Below are 19256 nucleotides of genomic sequence, written 5' to 3' on the forward strand. Positions count from 1 at the left end.
ATGGGTTGTCATGGATTTTGCTGAGATTCTCATAGTGGATGATGAAATGAGCATCCGAAATGCGCTACGACGAGAGTTGCGCTTTAAAGTCGCCACCGTACACACTGCGGAAAATGCGGCTCAGGCGCTCGAGGTCCTCGACGCCCACCACATCGATTTAATCATCACCGATTACCGTATGCCGAGGATGACCGGCACCGAACTGCTGCTGGAAGTTAAGCAACGACACCCAGAAGTCCCCGCGATCATGTTGTCAGGCCAGGCTGATCTGAGTGGGGTGACGGCGGCCATCAATGCTGGCGTACTCAATCAGTACGTGGATAAACCTTGGGACGCCAATAAACTGGCCTCAGCCATCGCCACCACGTTGCATGACCACGATCCCGTTCGAGATCGGCGAACTCAAATGGCGACTCGCCGAGAGCTTGACCGACGTTTGGCGTTGCTGCCTGAGCACACGGAGAATGGCCGGCCCTGGCTGCTGGTCATTGTCGACATTGCCGAGTTGGACGCCTACAACAACACGCACGGTAAAGCCTCTGGCAACACCCTGATCCAGCAGATGGCCATCGCTATCCAGCGCAGTACGGACCAAGTCTGGTATCGAGCTGATGACAAGTTTGTCACGCTCACCGAATACTCGGCCGAAGGCCATCAAACGATTGACACCCTCAGTCAGCGCATTAAGGCGATCTGTTCAGCGCACCCACAAGCGGTTGACATGCGCTGTTACGTTAGCGAGGCCAAACAATGGGATGGCTGGAATGAGCAACAGATGTCGTCGAGTAAAACCAACGCTTTGCCCATCAATGCTCACGTCTACTGGCTGGTGCAAGAGGGCAACCGGGCGATCGCTGAGGAGTACACCGAATTAGGCACCCTAATCCAAGATCTGGAGCAGGGCAAAGTCGAGGCGTTTTTCCAACCCCAATTGACACTCGAGACTGGTGATATTACGCACTGTGAAGCCTTGGTTCGGCGCCGACTGCCCGACAGTTCCTATCAAAGCCCAGCGGATTTTTTGCATTTGATCCATAAGTATGACCTCGACGACTTGCTGACCGTCGTCATGCTGCGTCATGCTGTGGCCATGTTGAAACGCAAAGGCGCACCAGGGACGTTGACGGTGAGTGTTAATGTCACGGCCAAGCAACTGATCACGGGGTATGCCCAGCGCTTGCTGCGTGAGCTTGAGCCCCACCCTGCGGTGGTCCTTAGTGATATCGAACTCGAAGTTGTGGAAAGTGATCAGATCTTCGACTACCCGCGGGCGCTCACGCAGTTTCATCAGTTGCATGATCTGGGAGTCACGATTGCCATGGACGATTTTGGTACCGGGTACTCAGGCTTTGAATCCCTGTGCGAACTGCCGTTCGATGTGGTGAAAATTGACGGCCGCTTCGTTCGTGCTCTGGGCAACAATTTATCCGATGAGGTCATTTTGTCCTCGATCACCAACAGTGCCAAATCACTCAAAATGGAGGTGGTCGCAGAATGGGTCGAGAAGCGCCGTCAGGCCGAGTACCTTAAGCGCAAAGGCTGCACTCGCATTCAAGGGTATCTGGTCAGTCCACCACTGCCCCTAGACGAATTTTTGTATTTTTTAGACAACCGTGTGACAGGAGCCGAATTATGAATGATGCTGACGTCAGTGCCCCCGCAGAAAAGTTACACCTTTTGCTCTTGGACGACGAACCCGACATTCTCAAGTCCTTGACGCGTGTGTTGCGTTTTGATTATCAAGTGGTGTCGTTCAACAACGGTCATGACGCCTTGGCGCATCTCGAAGAGCATGACGTGTCGATCATCATCTCTGACATGCGCATGCCTGAGATGGACGGTGCGGAATTTCTCACTAAAGCCCGCGCGATCCGTCCTAACTCCATTCGGTTTCTCTTAACGGGGTACAGCGACATGGAGTCGACCATTCGAGCGGTCAATGAAGGGGGGATCCACACCTACATTGCCAAACCTTGGGACAACGAAGGCTTAAAACTGACGCTGTCTAAAGCCTCTGAGCTGTTCGAATTGCGCCGTCAAAAGCAGGCGCTGACTGATGAACTGCAACAAAAGAACGCTCAACTGAGTGACTGGAATGACGCCCTAGAAGACAAAGTCAAACAGCGCACTGCCGCATTGCAAGATTCCAATAAGAAGATGAGTGCGCTGCTGACCAGTCGGACCCGAACGTTTAAAGACATCCTCGCCGCCCTGTCCGCCATTATTCAACACGCCACGGGTCAACCACACCACCAAAGTGAGCGGGTCGCCGAATACACTAAGTTGGTCGCGGCACGTATGGCACTGCCCGAAGCCCAGGTGACCCATTGTTACTTGAGTGCCCTGCTGCATGAAATTGGCTTGATAGGTGACAGCCCCGCGCCCGAAGTACTGACGACCCAAGGAGAGGGGGCGCAGATCCGCCTGGCTCCTCCGGCAAATGCGGAAGTCGGCGCCACCATCATTGGTCAAATTCAGCGCTTTAGCCCGTTGGTAGATATCATTCGTCATCAGGACGAAAACTTTGACGGGACTGGCCACCCTGATCATCTTGCCGGGGATGCCATCCCCGTCGGTGCCCGAATTTTACGCGTGATCAAAAATTACGATTTTTTTGTCTCGAGTCTGCACAATTCCGCCCGTCTCAAGCCGAGCAGTGCGAGGGCCTTTTTAGAGCAACAAGCGGGCACGCTGTACGATCCTGAGGTGGTTCGCCATTTCTTGGAAGTGCTCAAGACCGAAGTGGAAGACGCCGACGTCGACTTATGTGTCGGCCTTGATGAACTTAAAATTGGCGCTGTGCTTAAGCAGGACGTGTATCACCCGAATGGTCAGATGATGCTGTCTGCGGGCCAAGAGATCAACGAGGCGTTACTCAATAAACTGAAACAAATTGAAGCGTCCGTGGAAGTGCCTATTGCCGTGTACGTCTGATCCGATAGAAAGAGAGGTAAATATGACAAAACCTACCTACGGCTTTTCCCCAGATACCATCGCCGGGTTAGTGGGAGAGGAGGGCATTGAAGAATTGCTCACCGAATATCAGGGGTTGGCCAATCAATATTTAGCAATGCCCGCTCCGGCTCTAGGGGAAGTGGTCAATGCCACGTTTTATCGCACGGTGCATTCACTGAAGGCGGCCAGCCAGTTTGTCGGGGCTGAGCGAGTGGCCGAAGAGGCGCTCGCCTTGGAAACGGCGTGTAAGGATGGCGCGGTGTGCAACGGGGCCATCACCACCATGGCGACCGACCTTCAACTGCAATTAAAAGACATCAATACGCAAATCACGCACTATCTGCAGTCTCGTTGATCGCCTGATCTGAGAGTGAAAGGGGGAAGGCCAGCGTGACAACCACACCGCCGACATCGCGGTTTTGGACGCGCATCACCCCATCATGATGACGCACGATATTATACGCGAAGGTCAATCCCAACCCCATTCCTTGACCAACTGGCAAGGTGGTAAAGAAGGGGTCGTACACCCGCTTGAGATCCGCCGCTTCAATACCCACCCCGTTATCCACCACGTGGATCACCCAACGTTGGCCGTCTTGTTGGGCGGCGATGGAGATCTGGCCTTCCTCTGGGTTAGGCTTGAGCTCGCACGCTTGAATGGCGTTCCTCAGCAGTTCAGTGAATAATTGTCGAAAGTCGTCTGGGTGCACGCGCCATTGGGGTAAGTCAGTGAGCGACGCGCTGACAGTGATGCTCAATGTCTCCGGCGGCGCCAGCGTCTCTAGGCAGTGAGTCACTAACTGTTTGAGCAAAATGGGCTCTCGAGTGCCTTTCTCTTGGTGAAGCTGGGTGGCGTAACGTTGCAACGCCGTGACGATCGCTCGGACCCGGTCCACGCTCACCAGCGCATCGTTCAGGCTGTCACGAAAGTCTTCCTCTAGACACTCTACGTACTGGGCTTGTTTCCATTGCTCTAGGTCTTGATTGGCTTGAGCATCGCTGCCATCGCGCAACGCTTCACTGCGCTCAATCCACGTTTGGTAAGTACCTAGGTAGGTCTGGCACATTTGAAGGTTACTGCTCACAGCCCCCATGGGGTTGTTGATTTCATGCGCCACCCCAGCAGCCATGGTACCAATCGATGCCAGTTTCTCCGACTCGACCAGCTTCTCTTGGGTATTTTTAAGCTGCTCATTCGTGGCCGTCAACTGATGATTGGCCTCGGTCAGCGCTTGCGTGCGCCTTTGTACTCGGGTTTCTAATGTCGCGTTGGCTTCCGCCAACTCGTTATGATAGCGTTCAGCTTTGTCTTCGGACACTTTGATCTGGGCGACCATGTTACTGAAGGCGCGCGATACCGTGGCCAGCTCGTCTCGGCCGTCAGTGCGAACGTCGACATCCCTCGCACCCGCCGCGATGTCGTCTGCGGCCCGTCGCAGTTCGCTCAATCGTTGAGTCAGATACGCTCCGAGCACATAGGAGAATAGCGCCACTAAGGTCATTTCACCGACCACGATAAGCGTGCTCCATTTCTTGGCCGAATCGATGGCAGCATTAAGGGCCGACAGGTCAAAACCAAGCCACACCGCGCCAAATTCGATTCCAGCTTCGGCGATCGGGCTCGAAACATCAAAAATACCATCCGTCACTAGATGCGAGCCCTTCTCCAAGCGTGAAGGATCGTGATCACTGGGCACTGAACCGACACTTGACAAGACTTGCCCACCCTCACCGAACACCGCCACATAGACAATGTCTTCGTTGCGTAGCAACTCTTGGGTAAAGGATTCGACGGTCGCCAGATCGTAAGAGAGCACCGCATTTTTGACCGTGGAGGCGAACAAGTCAGAGGTGGAAAAAGCGCGTTGATCCAAACCGTCAAAGTTGGTTGTGCGTAAGTAATTGAGCGTCAACGTCAATAGAATAGCCAACAGCACAGCTTCAATCAGGGCCACCCCGAGGATGGTTTTCAGTCTCAGTGACATGGTTCGAACCTAAGGCGTTAGATACTTGTCGAGCAAGGTGATATTTAGGGCACGGACATCGTCCCAGTCGCTGTCCTGCGCCGGCTCGATCCCCTTGAATTTGATCCGCCCTAACAGCGCTTGTCCTTCGCTGTCGTCATTCAGTGCCAACATCGCCTCGGCGATCTTCGCGCTTACGTCTGGCGGCAGAGCGGGATGGGTCGCAAATGCATGCGGTGTGTAGCCGGGGGTGCGCCACAACACCTTGAGCTGACTGCGTACCGCTGGATCGGTGTTGTTAAGGGTGCGCTCTATTCCGCCCCCTGCTGGGAAGAAATCTTTGGCGACGTTGATGTACACCGAATCGTGCGAAGAGACATATTGCGGCGTGAAGGTGATCCCCATCGCTTGCAACGACGACCGGGGGACGACACTCGCGGCAAAGGCTGCGGGCGAAGGAAAGACCAACGTCTCACCATCCAAATCCTTCAAGTCTTGGATGGGACTGTCGCTCTTGGTGATGACGATGCCACGGATCAGCTTGTCTTTTTGTTTGGCAAACGCTTCGTACCCCGGTTTTTGATGAAACACCGTATAGTGATAAGGGTTCATGTAGGCGATATCGTACTCGCCTTTGAGCACGCGCTGCTCAAATTCTGGGATGTCCTTGGCGGTGCGAAAGACGATTTTGTAGCCGGTCTCTTCGGATAGGTGCTGCAAGATCGGGCCCCAGTTTTTGGCGAGGGTGATCGCCGATTGTTGTGGAACTATGCCGAACGTCAGGACGTTTTCCTGAGCCTGCAGCGGCAGCCCGACGATTAACGCCACCAATGCCAGTTTTTTCATGTTGTTATCCCTTTCCATAGCCAACTTACTTAAAGCGTAGACAAAAGGTGGAAAAATTCGAATTTTTTATGAGTTTTCATGGCGTTGAAGAAACGTAATGTGACACCGTCGAGTGATTTCTCGCCCCCTAACTTGGCGAGGGGGAACTCTGTGGATCGTCCAACACTTGGTCGCCATCGGGGGCGCAATCGACGCAACGTCAAAACTTGGGCATCTATTATGCATTGTTATAGAAAGATAATTAAAATCAGTATTTTACTTGGATTTTTGTTATTCGGGATAGTGTCATTGTGATGACGCAGTTGTCTCAATAATGAGAATAAAAAAAATTATTTGACAGAGTGCTCAACATGCACCACGTTTAAGGAAACACAAGAATTTTGGTCAGTTGGCATTCTTTTCCGGTTAGGTTTGGTCAAAGCGGGAGTTTGAGAATGTTTCACGGTTATGAACACGCACATCTTGTCCAGCGTTTCGCTGCACCTGCGAACTTGTCCCTGCATGAAAATGCGTTAGTGGGTGGGGCGGGAACCTTTTCAGACTCACTTCCCGTCGTTCTGACGTTTCGTCCCTTATGCTGCGGCCGGAACGATAGGCGAAGACCGTTTTGCGCCAAACCGGCCGGAAAACCCAATGACACCCCCGAACGGTTCCGAAAAAACACACATAATCACGGGGCAGGGGAAAGGAAGCGTATCAGCACGCGCCGGGGTGAAGCTGGGTTTGGACGATTGAAGATTTCTCGCACCAGAGAAACGACGTCAACAAGCTAGAAACTGTCTCCTAAGCTAAGACCAAATGGCCGCCCAGCGGCCATTTGCATGTGTGCCTAGTCGCCCAGCCCCACCCGCGCTGTGGTAACCATAGTCCACCCAAAGGCAGGCCGCAAGTGAGGGAGACAGCCAGTAAACAACCAGGCCACTGATGGTCGATTCAGAGGTCACGACCCATCCACAGGGCATCTGCAACAAGGAGACATGTGATGATACCCCAACCTCAAACCCTCCCTGGCAGTATTGTGCAAATTACCTTGAATAATGGGCGATTAGGTTTTGGCCTCGCGCTCAGATCCCCTCTGATGGCGTTTTCCAGAATGACGCTGACGGTCTGCCCTGAGCCCATTACCTCGGTGTTTGACTGGCCAACGTTTGTCCTCAGGATGAAACACTTGAACCAGTGTCCGGACAATTGGCAGGTGATCGGTCAGGTGATCGACCACCCTTGGATTGAGCGTTCGTTTGACTTCTACCGCTACGATCCGTTGACCCGAACGTTTGCCATCGTCAGTTGTGAGAGCCACCGTGAAGCCACCTATGAACAATGCCTGCCTCTTGAATCGACTCTGCTGTGGAGTGCATCGGAAGTCAATGATCGTTTGCTGGCATACAGTGAAGGGCGCCCCTGCCAATGGACCAAAGCCCGTTCAGCGACTCTGACGACGCGACGGTGATCGCGACCGGAAAGGGCGCCGTATGAAAATCACCCTTGGCCTTCAGGCAGAGGGGCGTCAATAAGGAGGGCGTACTATGCACACCGACCGACTGATCATTCGATCTTGGCTCCCTAGCGACCGAGCGCCGTTCGCCCAGCTCAACCAACATCCTAACATGGTGGGTTGCTGCGCAGATCAGCAATCGCGTGATGCCAGTGACCGCTTCGCAGCGCAGTGTGAATCGCTCATTGAAGCGCGCGGCTGGGGGCTGTGGGCGTTGGAGCTGAGAGCCACCCACGCCTTCGTTGGCTTTGCGGGGTTGCAACTGGAGCTATCCCCTTTGGGCGAAGAGCAGGTGCTGTTGGATGCGCGTCTGTCCCCCACCTATTGGGGGGCTGGCTTGGCTCAAGAGGCCGCGACGTTCGCACTTCGTTATGCGTTCGGCTCTCTGGCGTTGAACGCGGTGTACGCCCTAGCGCCTGCCCCTCAGTCTCGCTCGTGCCTCTTTCTGTCCCGACTCGGCTTCGAAGGCGATAGCAGGCAGCCTCAGACGGCGAAGGGGCAGTGGATATTGAAGGCCTCGAGCTGGTATTCCCGATCTAGCGCTGGTGAGAATGGACAGTAAGACATTGGGCACATTAGCGTAACAAAATGGACGATTTTTCCCCGATTTTTTAACCATTTGGTGCTATACCTTAAAGAAGCAGTGTGAGCTTCCAGGCGCTGGCGTTTGACCCCTCATCAGCCAACAGAGAAGGAGATCGGTATGCAAGGAGCCGTCTTTACAGCATTTTCCGATATGATCATCGAAAAAATGGGCATGGAGATGCTCGATGATCTGATCGACTCGACCGAACCAGAATCCGGCGGTGTCTACACCGCAGGTGGCAACTACGCCGACAGTGAGCTGATCAACATGGTTGGTGCGTTAGCCGAGAAGACCAACCTGCCCGCCGGGGAACTGGTGCGTGCATTTGGCCACTACCTGTTCAAAAAACTCTATGACAGTTGCCCCACCGACATCTCGCAAATCACCGATCTCAAAACCTTCCTGCTCGCGATCGACAGCGTCATTCACAAAGAAGTCAAACGGCTCTACCCCCAAGCCTATTTGCCCACATTCGCGTACGAGGAACAAGACGATGGGTCGTTGGTGATTTATTATAATTCTGACAGAGCGCTGTGTGAACTAGCGGAAGGACTGATTGTTGGCGCTTCTGAACATTTCAACCAACCCATCCACTTGGCGCACCCAGAGTGCCTGCATCGGGACGATCAGCACTGCAAGATCATCGTTTCATTTGATTAATGGAGCATAACCATGAGCGGTGGGGTGAATTATCAGCGCGCCTACGAGCGTGAGCGGTTAGCGCGAACCGAAGCCGAGCGTTTGCTGGCGGACAAAACGCGAGATTTGTACGACAACGTGATCGTGCTGGAAAAGACGTTGGAAGAATTAAAAGTGAGTCAAAAGCAGCTCATTCAGGCCGCTAAAATGGCGTCCATCGGCCAACTAGCCGCCGGGGTGGCTCATGAAATCAATAACCCCGTCGGGTTCTCGATGAGCAACGTCCAAACCCTGAGTGAATACCTGTCACACATTTTTCAACTCGACCAGTGGATGATGACCCAAGCGGCACTTCCCGATGATCTGAAACATCAATACGAGCAGCAGCGTCAAGCGTTGGCAATGGACGAACTCAAAGACGACACGCAGGCGCTGATCGATGAAACGCTTGGCGGACTTGACCGAGTTCGCAACATCGTATCGAGCCTCAAGCAAGTGACCCATGCAGGCGGCAATTCGAGGGAGCTGTGCGACATCAATCGCTGCATCGACGAATCGCTGAAAGTGGTGTGGAATGAAATCAAATACAAGATGGAGGTGGCCAAGCACTTGCTGCCCGAGCTTCCCTCGGTGCAGGCAGATGGGCAAAGCATTCAGCAGATCCTCATTAATATGTTCATCAATGCCGCCCACGCGTGTGAGGATAAAGGGACACTCACCGTCAGCACGCAGACGCAGGTCTACAAAGGCGTGCAAGGTATCCTGATCAAAGTCAAAGACGATGGAGCAGGGATGTCCGACGAGGTCAAAGAGAAAATCTTCGACCCATTTTATACCACTAAGAAAGTGGGCGAAGGCACCGGGTTGGGCTTGTCCGTGACCCACAATTTGGTCGAAAAACACGGAGGTCACATCAGTGTCAACAGCAAAGTGGGGGTGGGGACCTGCTTTGGTATTTTTCTCCCCCTTGGGCCAGCGAGCGAGTGAAGAGGGATTATCAGCGTGATCATTTACGCGGTGTGATCGTCCGCTCAAAACTTGCTGTTTACAGTGCTCGCGCGCAACTGTCCGTTTCTCATCGTCTATGCTTGTGAATGATTATGCGCATAGTTTCATTTTTCGTTGGACAGACGACAGCAAGGAGAGGACCCCATGGGCAAAGTGATCCAAGGCAACACCCTCAAATACACCAGCGGTCAACTTGGGCGCTATGGTGATCACATTGGCTCGGCGAAGCAAGCGGTGCATGACGGAGACACGCTGACCATCGCTGTAGACGGCAATTTTTCCATTCGCTTTCTGGGCATTGATACCCCTGAAACGTCGTTCGAGATCCAAGGGGATGGCGATTTTCAGTCCTTGGGTACCCAAGCTTGGCACGCTTATCTTGAGGCCCTAGTCGAGGATTGGTCTGACATGGATGTCGTGCTCGGTGAGTCATTGAGTGCCGATCTGCGCCAGCGACTGGCACAGCCTGCCGTGGCGTTCAACCACAGTGTGCACGCTAAGCGTGCCGAACGACAGCTCGAAGCGCTCATTGAGGCCGACATGCATATTTACGGTTTGACGCGCGAGACCTTTCGGTTCTTTCTTCCCTTCGCCTACGATATCGTCGATAGCTACGGGCGACTACTCAGCTACGTGCAACTGGACAAACGCAACCCCGCGATGGAAGTGCCTCCGGCTTATGTGATGTCCTACAATCAACATTTGTTAGAAACGGGCCACGCACTGCCTTACTTCATTTGGCCCAATGTCAATCCATTTCGACGAGCAGAGAGTGTGCTGGCCGCGGTGTATGACGATCCAGAAACCTTTAGGCAACAACTGCGGGGAGATCACTCGTTACAACGTGCCAGAACCGCCGTTCGTCGCGCTCGAGAGTCGCAGAAAGGCGTGTTTGGTCACACGCAAGATCCAAAAGGGGCCGACGTTGCCCCCTTGTTGCTTGAGCCATTTGAGCTGCGCTTCCTCAGTCGCCGCTGTGCCCCGTCCCGCCCCTTTATCGATTTGTCGGCGGACGACGACGTGATCTGCGCGCCGTGTAACTACATCCACACGCGGCCAGAAGACCGACTGTTCATTCCACCAGAGTATGTTCCATTGTTTGAGCAACGAGGCTGGACAAAGCAGACCTAATCATGAACAAACGCTCCTTTAAGCCGCACTCGATGCGGCTTTTTTGTCAGCGAGGGTTGAGACTCACAGGGATAGGAAGGGGATCTGTTGAGAAAGGGATCGGGATCCAACTCTGTGCTCGGAAAGGGCGACGAATTCGTGGTCGGAGGAGCCTGGTTTTATAGATTATAAATAATTAAATATCAAGGAGTTAAATTGTTTTTTAGGGCGTTGTTGCTCGTAGTGGGAACGGTTGCATTATCGACGGATGGCAACCTATAATCGCGCCCTCCAAATGTTGCTATTTTGTAAATTGGTTTTACTTTTGGTAATAATTGTTGTCATTAGTATTTTGTTTGCGGATGAGTTGACGCGGAACTCCCCCTCCGGTGAGACGGGCAACATTTGGAATTCACTATTTCACCTCACTAATCAATAATAAGAGAGACTCCATGAACAAACCCACTCTGGCGTTGGCCGTTTCGCTTGGGTTAGGTGCCGCCATCACGACGCCTTCGGCGCAAGCCTCCGGCCTTTATGGCGCGTGCTATGACTATGCCTCCAAAACCAGCAGCACCTCCACGTCCGTTGACTACCAAGCCGCATCGACCACCCTAGTCCGTAGCTTGGTGGGCCTTGCACTCGGCAGTTCGTCCGATCTGTCGGCCCTCGCTACCTTGTATCCCATCTTGTATTTTACCATCACCAGCGGCATCGCCGAAAAAAGTGTGACTGGCGCCGATCCAGAGCTGGTGGCGTGTCTTGCCCAGTTCGAATCACGTTTGTCGAGTTTGGAAGTGGACCAACTGACTGACGACATGTACGCCTTGGAAACCATCATTCATGACGTGCAGCGCAATGTCTCATCTGGGTTGGACTACTACCAGTTCGAAGCCGCAGAACGTTACGCGGATTTGGCCAATGAATTGGCGTATAAGATCCAAGATCGCTTTGCCGATATGGAGAATGGGCACGGCTCAGTCGCCGTGTTTGATACTCTGGCCAACACCACCATTCCTGGGTTTGTTGCGGCGATGCAAATGGCGTTTTTGCATCGCGCCGAGTTCGATCACTATTGCCAAAACCTAGCAGAGCCGCCGTATTGGAATGGGGTGGACAATGATGCGTTGCCAGCGTACACCACTCTATTTGATGTCTACGACTACAACATCGATATCGAATCGGTGCTGACGCGCCCGGAGACGGCCAAAACCTACGATTACAACTGCAGCCTCGGCTACGGCACCTTTTTTGATTTCATGAATGTCAAACAAGGCCTGTGGGGCGAAACTCTGCGACAGATCGGTTTGGAGGTGGTGGCCAATGGCCGCAACGCCCACCTTATCTCTGTCAATGTTGACTTCGCCAACTCTAAGCTGATGGATTACCGAGCCTCGTTTATTGGTCAGTGCAGTGGGGAAACTTACACCGATGAATACAGTGGTTACACCAGCTACCCAAGCTCGATGTGTGCCACCTGGCGAGACAATCGAGTGGCTGAGGTGTACAACGCGTCTTTGGTGGATCCCGATTCGAAGATCCCGGATGTCAAAGCGACACTCTACGATTTGGCTCATGTGCTTGATGCGTGGGATCTGACTAACCTTATTAAGACGCGCAACGAGCACCTTGACTCCGTGGGGGCGATTGACTTTCATAACGCGCTGCGCCTCAGGCACAGTGAACGCAATCGTTGTATGAACGCCGCCGGGCAGGTGACGGACTACTGCAAAACCAACGCCAACCACTTTGTTTTTGAACCCTACAGTGATGGGTATTCCATCATGCGCGCCGAAGACGCGCGTTACCTTAAAGACAAAGGGGAAGACGACACAGGGTTTGTGATCCGCTCGGTGCGCGGCACCGACTCAACGTGGTATCTCGACGGACCCAATACGCTTGGCGCCTATCAGATCCGCAACAAGCACACCCAATTGTGCTTGCAGGCCGATGACAGCGATGCAGTCATGACCACCACCTGTTCTTGGGATACCTACGCCTGGAACATCGATGGCAGCCATGTACCCACCGACGATCGCTTAGTGCGGTTCAAAAATGTACAAACTCAAACCTGTCTCAGCCAAGCGTGCAGCGCCAATGCGTATGAATTTGTGCTGACTGAACTGGCCGATGGCTACGAAATCAAACGCTGGACGGATGCGGCGTACCTCAAACACCAAAATAGCGGGATCGTCTTTTCTACCACCACTTACTACTACAATGATGCGCCTCGCGCAGGAGGGACGATTTCCATCAACGGTGACAGCGTATGGTATGTGCTGGATACCAATGGCGATGGCTATTTCGCCTTGCGTAATCAATCGACAGGTCAGTGCATGGTGTCTGGCTCCAGCGCCCAAGCGTGTGGCGATAGTGCTGCGACTGAAGTCTGGGCTCTGGAGTACCAAACCCCACCTGTGGGACAAAACCTCGCACTTGAGGACGACGGTCGTTGCTTGGCGAAAAAATACAACGTCGCCGGCTCGCCTGACGGTTACGCCGTGGGCATGTGCAGCCTGTCGAAACAGCACCTGTCGTTGGAAAGCCACAACGATGGGTATCTGCTGATGGACACGGGCAATCGAACCTACCTGGCCGACGAAGGGGCCAACGAGTATGACTTTGCGGCGATGGCCACCGTCAGTACGGCCAGTGACAGCGCCACTTGGGATTTCTTGGGGCCCTATGATAACGATAAGTTCCAGATCCGAAACCGCAGCACCGGAAAGTGCTTGAAATCCATGCAGGCCAACCAGTGGAATTCGTACCGTGCGGTGGTGATCAATTGTAGTGATGAGAGCAGTAAAGCCTGGACATTCTCAACGCCTTGATCGGGTGGTACTCGCAACCAAAGGCGCGTTTTCGCGCCTTTTTTCCTTACTAATATCGGTTTTACCTCATTCAAACTTAGGTGTTACGCCTGGGTGAGCGCTGGCACTGGCTCGGTGATCTCGTGCTCGTTGTCAATAAAGCGCACGGTTTGGTAATCCTCACGTTCGACCATGATGATTTTACTAAATCGGAATGTGGTACCGACAATAGGGCGCTGTTCAGTGCGGTAGTTAATTACTAAGGTGTCATTTTCAATGTAAGGTGGGGTGTTGAACGCGTACTCAGTGATGGCCTGAGCTTCGGGCTCGACCACTGCAACCACCAAATGGTGTTTGAAGTCCTTCTCGGTGAGCCAAGTTTGAGGCCCCATGGTTGCAGCAGGATAAAAGACCGACTGGAAGGCTTTCAGATCATCAAACACGAAATAGCGTTGTTCGTCCGCAGGTAGCGTGTTGCCACTGAAGTAATTGTTGATGACCTGGTATGACACTTCATGGTCATGCTCGCTGACGGTCACCTCAAATTGCTGAGTCTCAACCGCTTCGGTCTCCCAAACGCGCATCAGAACGAATTCAAGCAATTGCGGCTGAGTGGTCGTGGCGATCGCTTTGAAGGTGAATGCCTGGGTGTTACCGTAGCCGACGACGTGTCTTGGATGCGGATCTGGGTACACCTCTGTGCCTACTAGCATCAGGCTAGAGGGTAACGTTTTTAGACACCAATTCATACCAGTGGATGCATTGCCTTTGAGTTCGATTTGAAAAGTGCTGCCCTTTTTGATGTGTTTTTGTTGGAGTGTGGTCATTGGTTTTCTCCTGACGTTGAATAATAAAAAGGCGTATGCCTTGTCCCGCATGTGAATGTGATTGTTTGCGTGACGTCCATACTCTAGGCAGGATGAGGCGTCCAGGCAGTATCAATTCGGTATCATTCAATGTGTCGAGCGATGAAGACGCTCTCGGATAAAAACCGGTTGGTGGTAGGGAGCGTGTCAATCACCACTTGGTACCCATCGAAACGGAAAGCAAAAGGGAGGTGGGTGACGTTGGCAAGAGGAGGGGGCAGGGCTGAGCAATGAATGTGCAGCGTTTGCTGCGTTTTGGTGAGAACGGCGCGGCGATGGTGCGCGTCGCTCAGATGGAGCTGCCAATCCATTGTCTGACCGTTGGCTTCAAGGAAAGGAGCATCAACTACATAAACGGGGTATGAGCAAAAAAAGCGCACCATGGCGTCAATGTCGTCAAATGCTGAGAGAATGAAGGTCCCGATGTGCGCTTGGCTGAGCACAAAGGCGTTCGTGGGGATGGTCAAGGTTGAGCGTGGGCGGACCTTGTCATTGCTTATGCGGAGTGCAAGCTGTAAGCCAGCTTCGTTCTTCCCTTGTTGCGTCATTAAATCATGAGGCAATGCGTCCGGAAATGTTTGATGAGAAAAGGCAAATTGCCCAGACCAAATAGCGCGCAGAGGGGCGGTATCTGGTTCAGGTTGCACACTCACGTCAAACACTTGTTGGGTGCGAAACCAAGTTAAAGAAGAGATTTGAAACGCCAAAGGCGAAGAGATAAAGGGATGAGGCATTGGTTGTTCAGGATGGGTTAACAAAAACATATCTTTTCCACGGTAACGATGGGGGTGGTTTTATTGAACCCTGTTTTTATCAGCTGTGCAGTCTCATTTCGGTATCAAGTACAAAAAAGCCTGCATTGAGGCTTATTTTGTACTTCGTTGGAATTGTTCTTGTTTCATTGCTAAAGAGTGTTTACCACGATGATTGATGGTTATAGTAATCGGGCTCTTTTATGAAACGGATGGCATTGATGTCTCAATGTTCATACCAGCACTTTAGGGCGGTAGGGTTCTTCACGAACGCCATGAGACAGCACCAGTTTAATGATGAAAACAGGGGCTAGCCAAGTCAAGCCGATCGGGGAAGGTAATAGATCAGACAGGATTATGGACAGCATGACTGCTAGTAAGGCCACTGGCCGGTGAAGGTATAGGGGCAAAAAATGCAACAGCAAAACAGACAGCATCATAATGGTGTACCAGATGAACGCATATGACCACCCAATGTCAAAGAATAACGGTACGAGATACAGCTGGCCATGTATCGCAGGAAACAAAAATCGACTTCTGACTAGTTGCGCGAGCCAGCTCTCATTGCTTACGTTCCCCTCTGTATGCAGAAAACGCTTCATCGAGTTTAAGGAATTGGTCAACACACCTCCAACCATATCGAGGGTCAAGACCGCTGCAATGCCTACTTGCCACAGATTCCAGTTTAACTCTCGCCACGAAAAGAAATACAAAATCACAGGGACAATAAGTGCCGCATAATTGGCGAGGGCATGCTCTGCACGAGTGGCGCCATAGCCGGAGGTAAAATTGAATCTCCCCTGACAGCGCCAGTCTATAACGGCACCTTTTACAGTAATGTGGTTCTCTGACACTAGTCGCTCCTCGTTTTGAAAAATAGGGTGAAAAAGCTGATTACTTTAAAAGTCCAATCGGTCTAAAATGTATATAATTCGAAATTGAGCACTATGTCAACTTTTTAGTCCAAGTGGACTTTTATTTGGAAGGTAAGGGTACTGACTCTGATGAAAACACGTTATGATGGTATCCGTTGACCGAAAGAGAAGCTCAAAGTGCCAAAAATAGTTGATCATGAAGCGTACCGAAAAGAGATCGTCACAAAAGCGGTAACGATATTTTCTGAACATGGCTATCACGGGTTAGGAATGAGAAAAATAGCGCAAGCACTTGGTATGTCCAAGGGGGCACTTTACTATTATTTTTCGACCAAAGAGGCATTGTTTACAGCGTGTACGGAATCTGTGTTAGAACCTTCGAGCCTATACGGTTTATCCTCTGGCGAGTCAGTCCCAGAGAACAAGCAGGATGCGTTGAGAAAATTGGTAAGTTCACTGGATCTCCGGTTTAAAGGTGAGATGACGGTCTTGTTGGATTATGTGAAAAATCAAGACCGACAACAATTGGCCGACGACGTGCTGTTGAAAATGTCTGATGAAAGGTTGCTGATCGAGTTGGAGAAGTGGGTGGGTAAATCGAACGCGCAGCAGGCGTTAGCTTTGCTCATGGGGGGGTTATTGATGCGTTTATTGAGCGCCAACCCAACGCCTATTGATACAGTTGTGTCTTGGATTACTGCTCTAAGTGAGTAATGGCTATATTGACGCAGTATGATTTGTCTGTTTTTTCCTGAAATTTGTCATTTTTTGTTTCCATACCAGCGTATTGTACGGGGCGTATAGGGGAGCTGTGAAATGAAGGTCGCTGAGACGCTCACTCCGCTCTGGTGTGTCTATCTTTACTAAACTGAGGATGCAAATGCGCATAACACGCCCAGCCCAAGCGAATAACACTAGGGTACTGGAACCTTTATTTAGTTAAGCTGATCAATAGGAACAAAAATTATGGACTACTTGGACATCAATAAAAAGACGTGGAATCAACGCACAAAAATCCACGTCGACTCAAACTTTTATGATGTTGAATCATTCATGAACGGTCAGAGTTCACTCAATGCCGTAGAGCTTAAACAGGTCGGGGATGTGGAGGGGAAATCGTTACTGCATCTTCAGTGTCATTTCGGTCAAGATACGCTGTCTTGGGCCCGGCTTGGAGCGAAGGTTACAGGAGTTGACTTATCCGGCGAGGCGATAGACCAAGCGAAATCGCTTGCCCACGCTCTTGGTTTGGAGGCCTCGTTTGTTGAAAGTGACGTGATCCAATTTGGACAGCACAACCATCAAAAGTTCGATATCGTGTTTACTTCGTATGGTGTGCTCAGCTGGTTACCTGACTTGACTCAGTGGGCGCAAATGATCGCGGGTGCTCTGAAAGCTGGGGGCGAATTCCATTTAGTTGAGTTTCACCCGTTTAACGACTTGCTCGGTGGTTATTCCTACTTCCCTATGCAAGAACCTGAAATTGAGCAAGAAGGGACCTACACTGAAAACTGTGATGGGACAGAGTCTACGACGGTGACGTGGTCGCACTCACTCGGAGAAATTCTAGCGGCGTTACTCGATGCTGGGTTGATTATCAATGCGTTTTCGGAACATCCTTTTAGCCCATACAACTGCTTCGATGGGCTTGAATATGTCCCAAATGAAGGGTACCAGTTTTTACATCAAAATCAGCAGGTTCCAATGCTGTTTTCAATCAAAGCGACCAAAGGTTGATGACAATTGCCCGCTTATGAGCGTCTCTCTTCCGCGAGGGAGGGCTAATGGGCCGAAATTCTAATTAGCTGGCCGTGCAGATCCGCCGCCTTAAACGACCCATAAGCGTAACTTGTCCCCCAGCCAGCAGACCGAAGTTGACAAGAAAAGCTGGCCAAGACATCCACTCAAGACAGAGCAGTAACAGGGCGAACCAGTGTAAGCTGTATAACACTGCCAGTAGGTTTACGTGGTTTAGCAGGTGTGAACTTTCTCGCAAATCACAGAATAGTAATAAATTCTGGTGTCGTTGAGTGGCATTGACTGCTTTCGGCCTCGGTGGACCTTCCGATAGGAGCCATTCGACTTTGTTTTCCACCGTCCAAGAAGCACGAAGACTTGGCAGCGTTTGAGGCTGTGGTGGGGTGGTTTCGACCATAGTCTGAAGACCTTATAGGGGGACATAGGTGTAAGAAATTAACCGCATCGTGCGTCATTGAAAAGGACAATACAGCCGCAGAAATAGACAGCTTCTCTACTGAGGCTATATCCATGATCTGGGAAGCTTTAGGATGATAAGTATAGTCTTGAAAAGAACGCCTAAAAGGTGACAAAAAATGCTCCTAGATGACGACAAAGTAACTTGCCCACCACCGGGGGCACCGAAGTGGTTGTCGACGTTTGCTGACTTGATGTCGCTGCTGATGTGTTTTTTCGTTCTATTGTTGTCGTTTTCCGAAATGGACGTGCTCAAGTTTAAGCAAATCGCCGGCTCAATGGAGTATGCTTTTGGTGTGCAACATCAGATAAAGGTGGTCGACATCCCAAAAGGCACGAGCGTCATCGCCACCGAATTTCGGCCTGGAAGGCCGGAACCGACTCCGCTGAACTTCATCATGCAGCACACCAGTGAACTGACGAAACCACATCTAGATCTCCAGCCCGGTGAGGAGCGGCAAGGAGGGGGAAAGGGGCACGAGGAGGCTGAGTCAAATGAGGCCAATAAAGCTTTGGCTGCGATTATTCAAGCCGCATTCAAACGAGAAGTGGATGAAGGGATGGTAGACGTGGAAGACTTGGGGCAGGAGTTAGTGATACGGATCCGAGAGAAGGGCATGTTTCCTCAAGGCTCGGCTTTCCTCCAGCCTGCTTTTCGGCCATTGATACGGCAGCTAGCCGATTTAATAAAAGATGTGCCTGGTCAAATCCGGATCGCGGGCCACACCTCGTCGATGACGTTTGATTCCGAGCTCTATCGTTCTTCCTGGGATCTGTCAGCGTTGCGAGCTGCTTCAGTGGTGTTGGAAATGGAAAAGGTCCCGGGATTTGATTCTCACCGTGTGGCGATACAAGGTTGGTCTGAACACAAGCCTTTGTCTTCCGAGCAATACCCTAATTCAGTTGGGAGTAGTCGGCGTGTGGAGATCAGTCTGCGACAAGGTGAGCCCACAATCAGTGATGAGGTCAGTGTACAAGATCAAGAGGTAGGCTCACCTCAATAATAGTGAGAGGGTTCATCACTTAGCCATGAAATAAACGTAGTGAGAGTGATCGTAATAATGCTCAAGCTACAAAGTATGATCAATCAAACCAATTCGTTATGGCTTTGTAAGGGGAAAAGTGCTGAAAAGAAT

19 protein-coding genes are annotated in these 19256 nt (G+C 51.6%); 12 read left to right on the top strand and 7 right to left on the bottom strand.

The features are described from left to right. The first annotated feature begins 10 nt into the window (after positions 1-10). The 3 genes from VIC_RS05780 to VIC_RS05790 are packed head-to-tail and all read left to right on the top strand — an operon-like array spanning position 11 to position 3310. Positions 11-1636 (top strand): EAL domain-containing protein, encoded by a 1626-nt coding sequence (locus tag VIC_RS05780; protein ID WP_006958439.1) that lies wholly within the window; start codon positions 11-13, stop codon positions 1634-1636. Beyond that, positions 1633-2934: a response regulator c-di-GMP phosphodiesterase, NosR family gene (locus VIC_RS05785; RefSeq protein ID WP_006958441.1), complete on the top strand. Its 1302-nt coding sequence runs from the start codon at positions 1633-1635 to the stop codon at positions 2932-2934. The genes VIC_RS05780 and VIC_RS05785 overlap by 4 nt, the downstream gene beginning before the upstream one ends. A 22-nt stretch (positions 2935-2956) precedes the next feature. Continuing rightward, positions 2957-3310, top strand: coding sequence for an Hpt domain-containing protein (locus VIC_RS05790; RefSeq protein ID WP_006958443.1), 354 nt, complete (start codon positions 2957-2959; stop codon positions 3308-3310). Here the strand turns inward: VIC_RS05790 and VIC_RS05795 are convergent. From VIC_RS05795 to VIC_RS26670, 3 genes are all read right to left on the bottom strand, one after another. Then, complete coding sequence (locus tag VIC_RS05795) at positions 3285-4940, bottom strand: sensor histidine kinase (RefSeq protein WP_006958445.1); 1656 nt, start codon at positions 4938-4940, stop codon at positions 3285-3287. The genes VIC_RS05790 and VIC_RS05795 overlap by 26 nt on opposite strands. 9 nt (positions 4941-4949) lie before the next feature. Continuing rightward, positions 4950-5765 (bottom strand): phosphate/phosphite/phosphonate ABC transporter substrate-binding protein, encoded by an 816-nt coding sequence (locus VIC_RS05800; protein WP_006958446.1) that lies wholly within the window; start codon positions 5763-5765, stop codon positions 4950-4952. Between the two features lie 788 nt (positions 5766-6553). Beyond that, positions 6554-6709, bottom strand: coding sequence for a hypothetical protein (locus VIC_RS26670; RefSeq protein ID WP_006958447.1), 156 nt, complete (start codon positions 6707-6709; stop codon positions 6554-6556). A gap of 38 nt (positions 6710-6747) precedes the next feature. Between VIC_RS26670 and VIC_RS05805 the strand changes: the two genes are divergently transcribed. The 6 genes from VIC_RS05805 (at position 6748) to VIC_RS05830 (ending at position 13434) form a co-directional block, all read left to right on the top strand. Beyond that, positions 6748-7215: a hypothetical protein gene (locus tag VIC_RS05805; protein ID WP_039951347.1), complete on the top strand. Its 468-nt coding sequence runs from the start codon at positions 6748-6750 to the stop codon at positions 7213-7215. Between the two features lie 76 nt (positions 7216-7291). Then, a complete protein-coding gene (locus VIC_RS05810; RefSeq protein WP_050778595.1) occupies positions 7292-7822 on the top strand; it encodes a GNAT family N-acetyltransferase in 531 nt (176 codons plus the stop codon). Positions 7823-7963: 141 nt separating this feature from the next. After that, positions 7964-8506 carry a heme NO-binding domain-containing protein gene (locus VIC_RS05815; RefSeq protein ID WP_006958449.1) on the top strand — a complete coding sequence of 181 codons (543 nt, stop codon included), beginning with the start codon at positions 7964-7966 and terminating at the stop codon, positions 8504-8506. 12 nt (positions 8507-8518) lie between these two features. Continuing rightward, complete coding sequence (locus VIC_RS05820) at positions 8519-9472, top strand: sensor histidine kinase (RefSeq protein ID WP_006958450.1); 954 nt, start codon at positions 8519-8521, stop codon at positions 9470-9472. A 165-nt stretch (positions 9473-9637) separates the two neighbouring features. After that, entirely contained in the window at positions 9638-10624 is a 987-nt protein-coding gene (locus tag VIC_RS05825; protein WP_006958451.1) for a thermonuclease family protein, read from the top strand. 431 nt (positions 10625-11055) lie between these two features. Continuing rightward, complete coding sequence (locus VIC_RS05830; protein WP_006958452.1) at positions 11056-13434, top strand: RICIN domain-containing protein; 2379 nt, start codon at positions 11056-11058, stop codon at positions 13432-13434. A gap of 83 nt (positions 13435-13517) precedes the next feature. On the opposite strand, the gene VIC_RS05835 is transcribed toward VIC_RS05830, so the two are convergent. From VIC_RS05835 to VIC_RS05845, 3 genes are all read right to left on the bottom strand, one after another. Then, the gene (locus VIC_RS05835) at positions 13518-14240 is read right to left on the bottom strand and encodes a protease inhibitor I42 family protein (protein WP_006958453.1); all 723 of its coding nucleotides are present in this window, start codon (positions 14238-14240) and stop codon (positions 13518-13520) included. 122 nt (positions 14241-14362) lie between these two features. Beyond that, on the bottom strand, positions 14363-15043 hold the full coding sequence (locus VIC_RS05840; RefSeq protein WP_006958454.1) for a hypothetical protein: 681 nt from the start codon (positions 15041-15043) through the stop codon (positions 14363-14365). A 221-nt stretch (positions 15044-15264) separates the two neighbouring features. Beyond that, complete coding sequence (locus tag VIC_RS05845; protein WP_006958455.1) at positions 15265-15885, bottom strand: hypothetical protein; 621 nt, start codon at positions 15883-15885, stop codon at positions 15265-15267. A gap of 198 nt (positions 15886-16083) precedes the next feature. Between VIC_RS05845 and VIC_RS05850 the strand changes: the two genes are divergently transcribed. Beyond that, positions 16084-16620, top strand: a complete 537-nt coding sequence (locus tag VIC_RS05850) for a TetR/AcrR family transcriptional regulator (protein ID WP_039951352.1) — start codon at positions 16084-16086, stop codon at positions 16618-16620. A gap of 252 nt (positions 16621-16872) precedes the next feature. Then, complete coding sequence (locus VIC_RS05855; protein WP_006958457.1) at positions 16873-17643, top strand: class I SAM-dependent methyltransferase; 771 nt, start codon at positions 16873-16875, stop codon at positions 17641-17643. A 64-nt stretch (positions 17644-17707) separates the two neighbouring features. On the opposite strand, the gene VIC_RS05860 is transcribed toward VIC_RS05855, so the two are convergent. Then, positions 17708-18061, bottom strand: coding sequence for a hypothetical protein (locus tag VIC_RS05860; protein ID WP_039951353.1), 354 nt, complete (start codon positions 18059-18061; stop codon positions 17708-17710). Positions 18062-18239: 178 nt separating this feature from the next. Between VIC_RS05860 and VIC_RS05865 the strand changes: the two genes are divergently transcribed. Then, positions 18240-19124, top strand: coding sequence for a flagellar motor protein MotB (locus VIC_RS05865; RefSeq protein ID WP_006958458.1), 885 nt, complete (start codon positions 18240-18242; stop codon positions 19122-19124). Positions 19125-19256 lie beyond the last annotated feature (132 nt).

Source organism: Vibrio coralliilyticus ATCC BAA-450, assembly GCF_000176135.1.
Taxonomy (GTDB): Bacteria; Pseudomonadota; Gammaproteobacteria; order Enterobacterales; family Vibrionaceae; genus Vibrio; species Vibrio coralliilyticus.

What these genes read in the sequence shown, in the direction of transcription:
- VIC_RS05780 (WP_006958439.1), top strand. Translation starts at nt 11, where the DNA reads ATGGATTTTGCTGAGATTCTCATAGTGGATGATGAAATGAGCATCCGA.
- VIC_RS05785 (WP_006958441.1), top strand. Translation starts at nt 1,633, where the DNA reads ATGAATGATGCTGACGTCAGTGCCCCCGCAGAAAAGTTACACCTTTTG.
- VIC_RS05790 (WP_006958443.1), top strand. Translation starts at nt 2,957, where the DNA reads ATGACAAAACCTACCTACGGCTTTTCCCCAGATACCATCGCCGGGTTA.
- VIC_RS05795 (WP_006958445.1), bottom strand. Translation starts at nt 4,940, where the DNA reads ATGTCACTGAGACTGAAAACCATCCTCGGGGTGGCCCTGATTGAAGCT.
- VIC_RS05800 (WP_006958446.1), bottom strand. Translation starts at nt 5,765, where the DNA reads ATGAAAAAACTGGCATTGGTGGCGTTAATCGTCGGGCTGCCGCTGCAG.
- VIC_RS05805 (WP_039951347.1), top strand. Translation starts at nt 6,748, where the DNA reads ATGATACCCCAACCTCAAACCCTCCCTGGCAGTATTGTGCAAATTACC.
- VIC_RS05810 (WP_050778595.1), top strand. Translation starts at nt 7,292, where the DNA reads ATGCACACCGACCGACTGATCATTCGATCTTGGCTCCCTAGCGACCGA.
- VIC_RS05815 (WP_006958449.1), top strand. Translation starts at nt 7,964, where the DNA reads ATGCAAGGAGCCGTCTTTACAGCATTTTCCGATATGATCATCGAAAAA.
- VIC_RS05820 (WP_006958450.1), top strand. Translation starts at nt 8,519, where the DNA reads ATGAGCGGTGGGGTGAATTATCAGCGCGCCTACGAGCGTGAGCGGTTA.
- VIC_RS05825 (WP_006958451.1), top strand. Translation starts at nt 9,638, where the DNA reads ATGGGCAAAGTGATCCAAGGCAACACCCTCAAATACACCAGCGGTCAA.
- VIC_RS05830 (WP_006958452.1), top strand. Translation starts at nt 11,056, where the DNA reads ATGAACAAACCCACTCTGGCGTTGGCCGTTTCGCTTGGGTTAGGTGCC.
- VIC_RS05835 (WP_006958453.1), bottom strand. Translation starts at nt 14,240, where the DNA reads ATGACCACACTCCAACAAAAACACATCAAAAAGGGCAGCACTTTTCAA.
- VIC_RS05840 (WP_006958454.1), bottom strand. Translation starts at nt 15,043, where the DNA reads ATGTTTTTGTTAACCCATCCTGAACAACCAATGCCTCATCCCTTTATC.
- VIC_RS05855 (WP_006958457.1), top strand. Translation starts at nt 16,873, where the DNA reads ATGGACTACTTGGACATCAATAAAAAGACGTGGAATCAACGCACAAAA.
- VIC_RS05860 (WP_039951353.1), bottom strand. Translation starts at nt 18,061, where the DNA reads ATGGTCGAAACCACCCCACCACAGCCTCAAACGCTGCCAAGTCTTCGT.
- VIC_RS05865 (WP_006958458.1), top strand. Translation starts at nt 18,240, where the DNA reads ATGCTCCTAGATGACGACAAAGTAACTTGCCCACCACCGGGGGCACCG.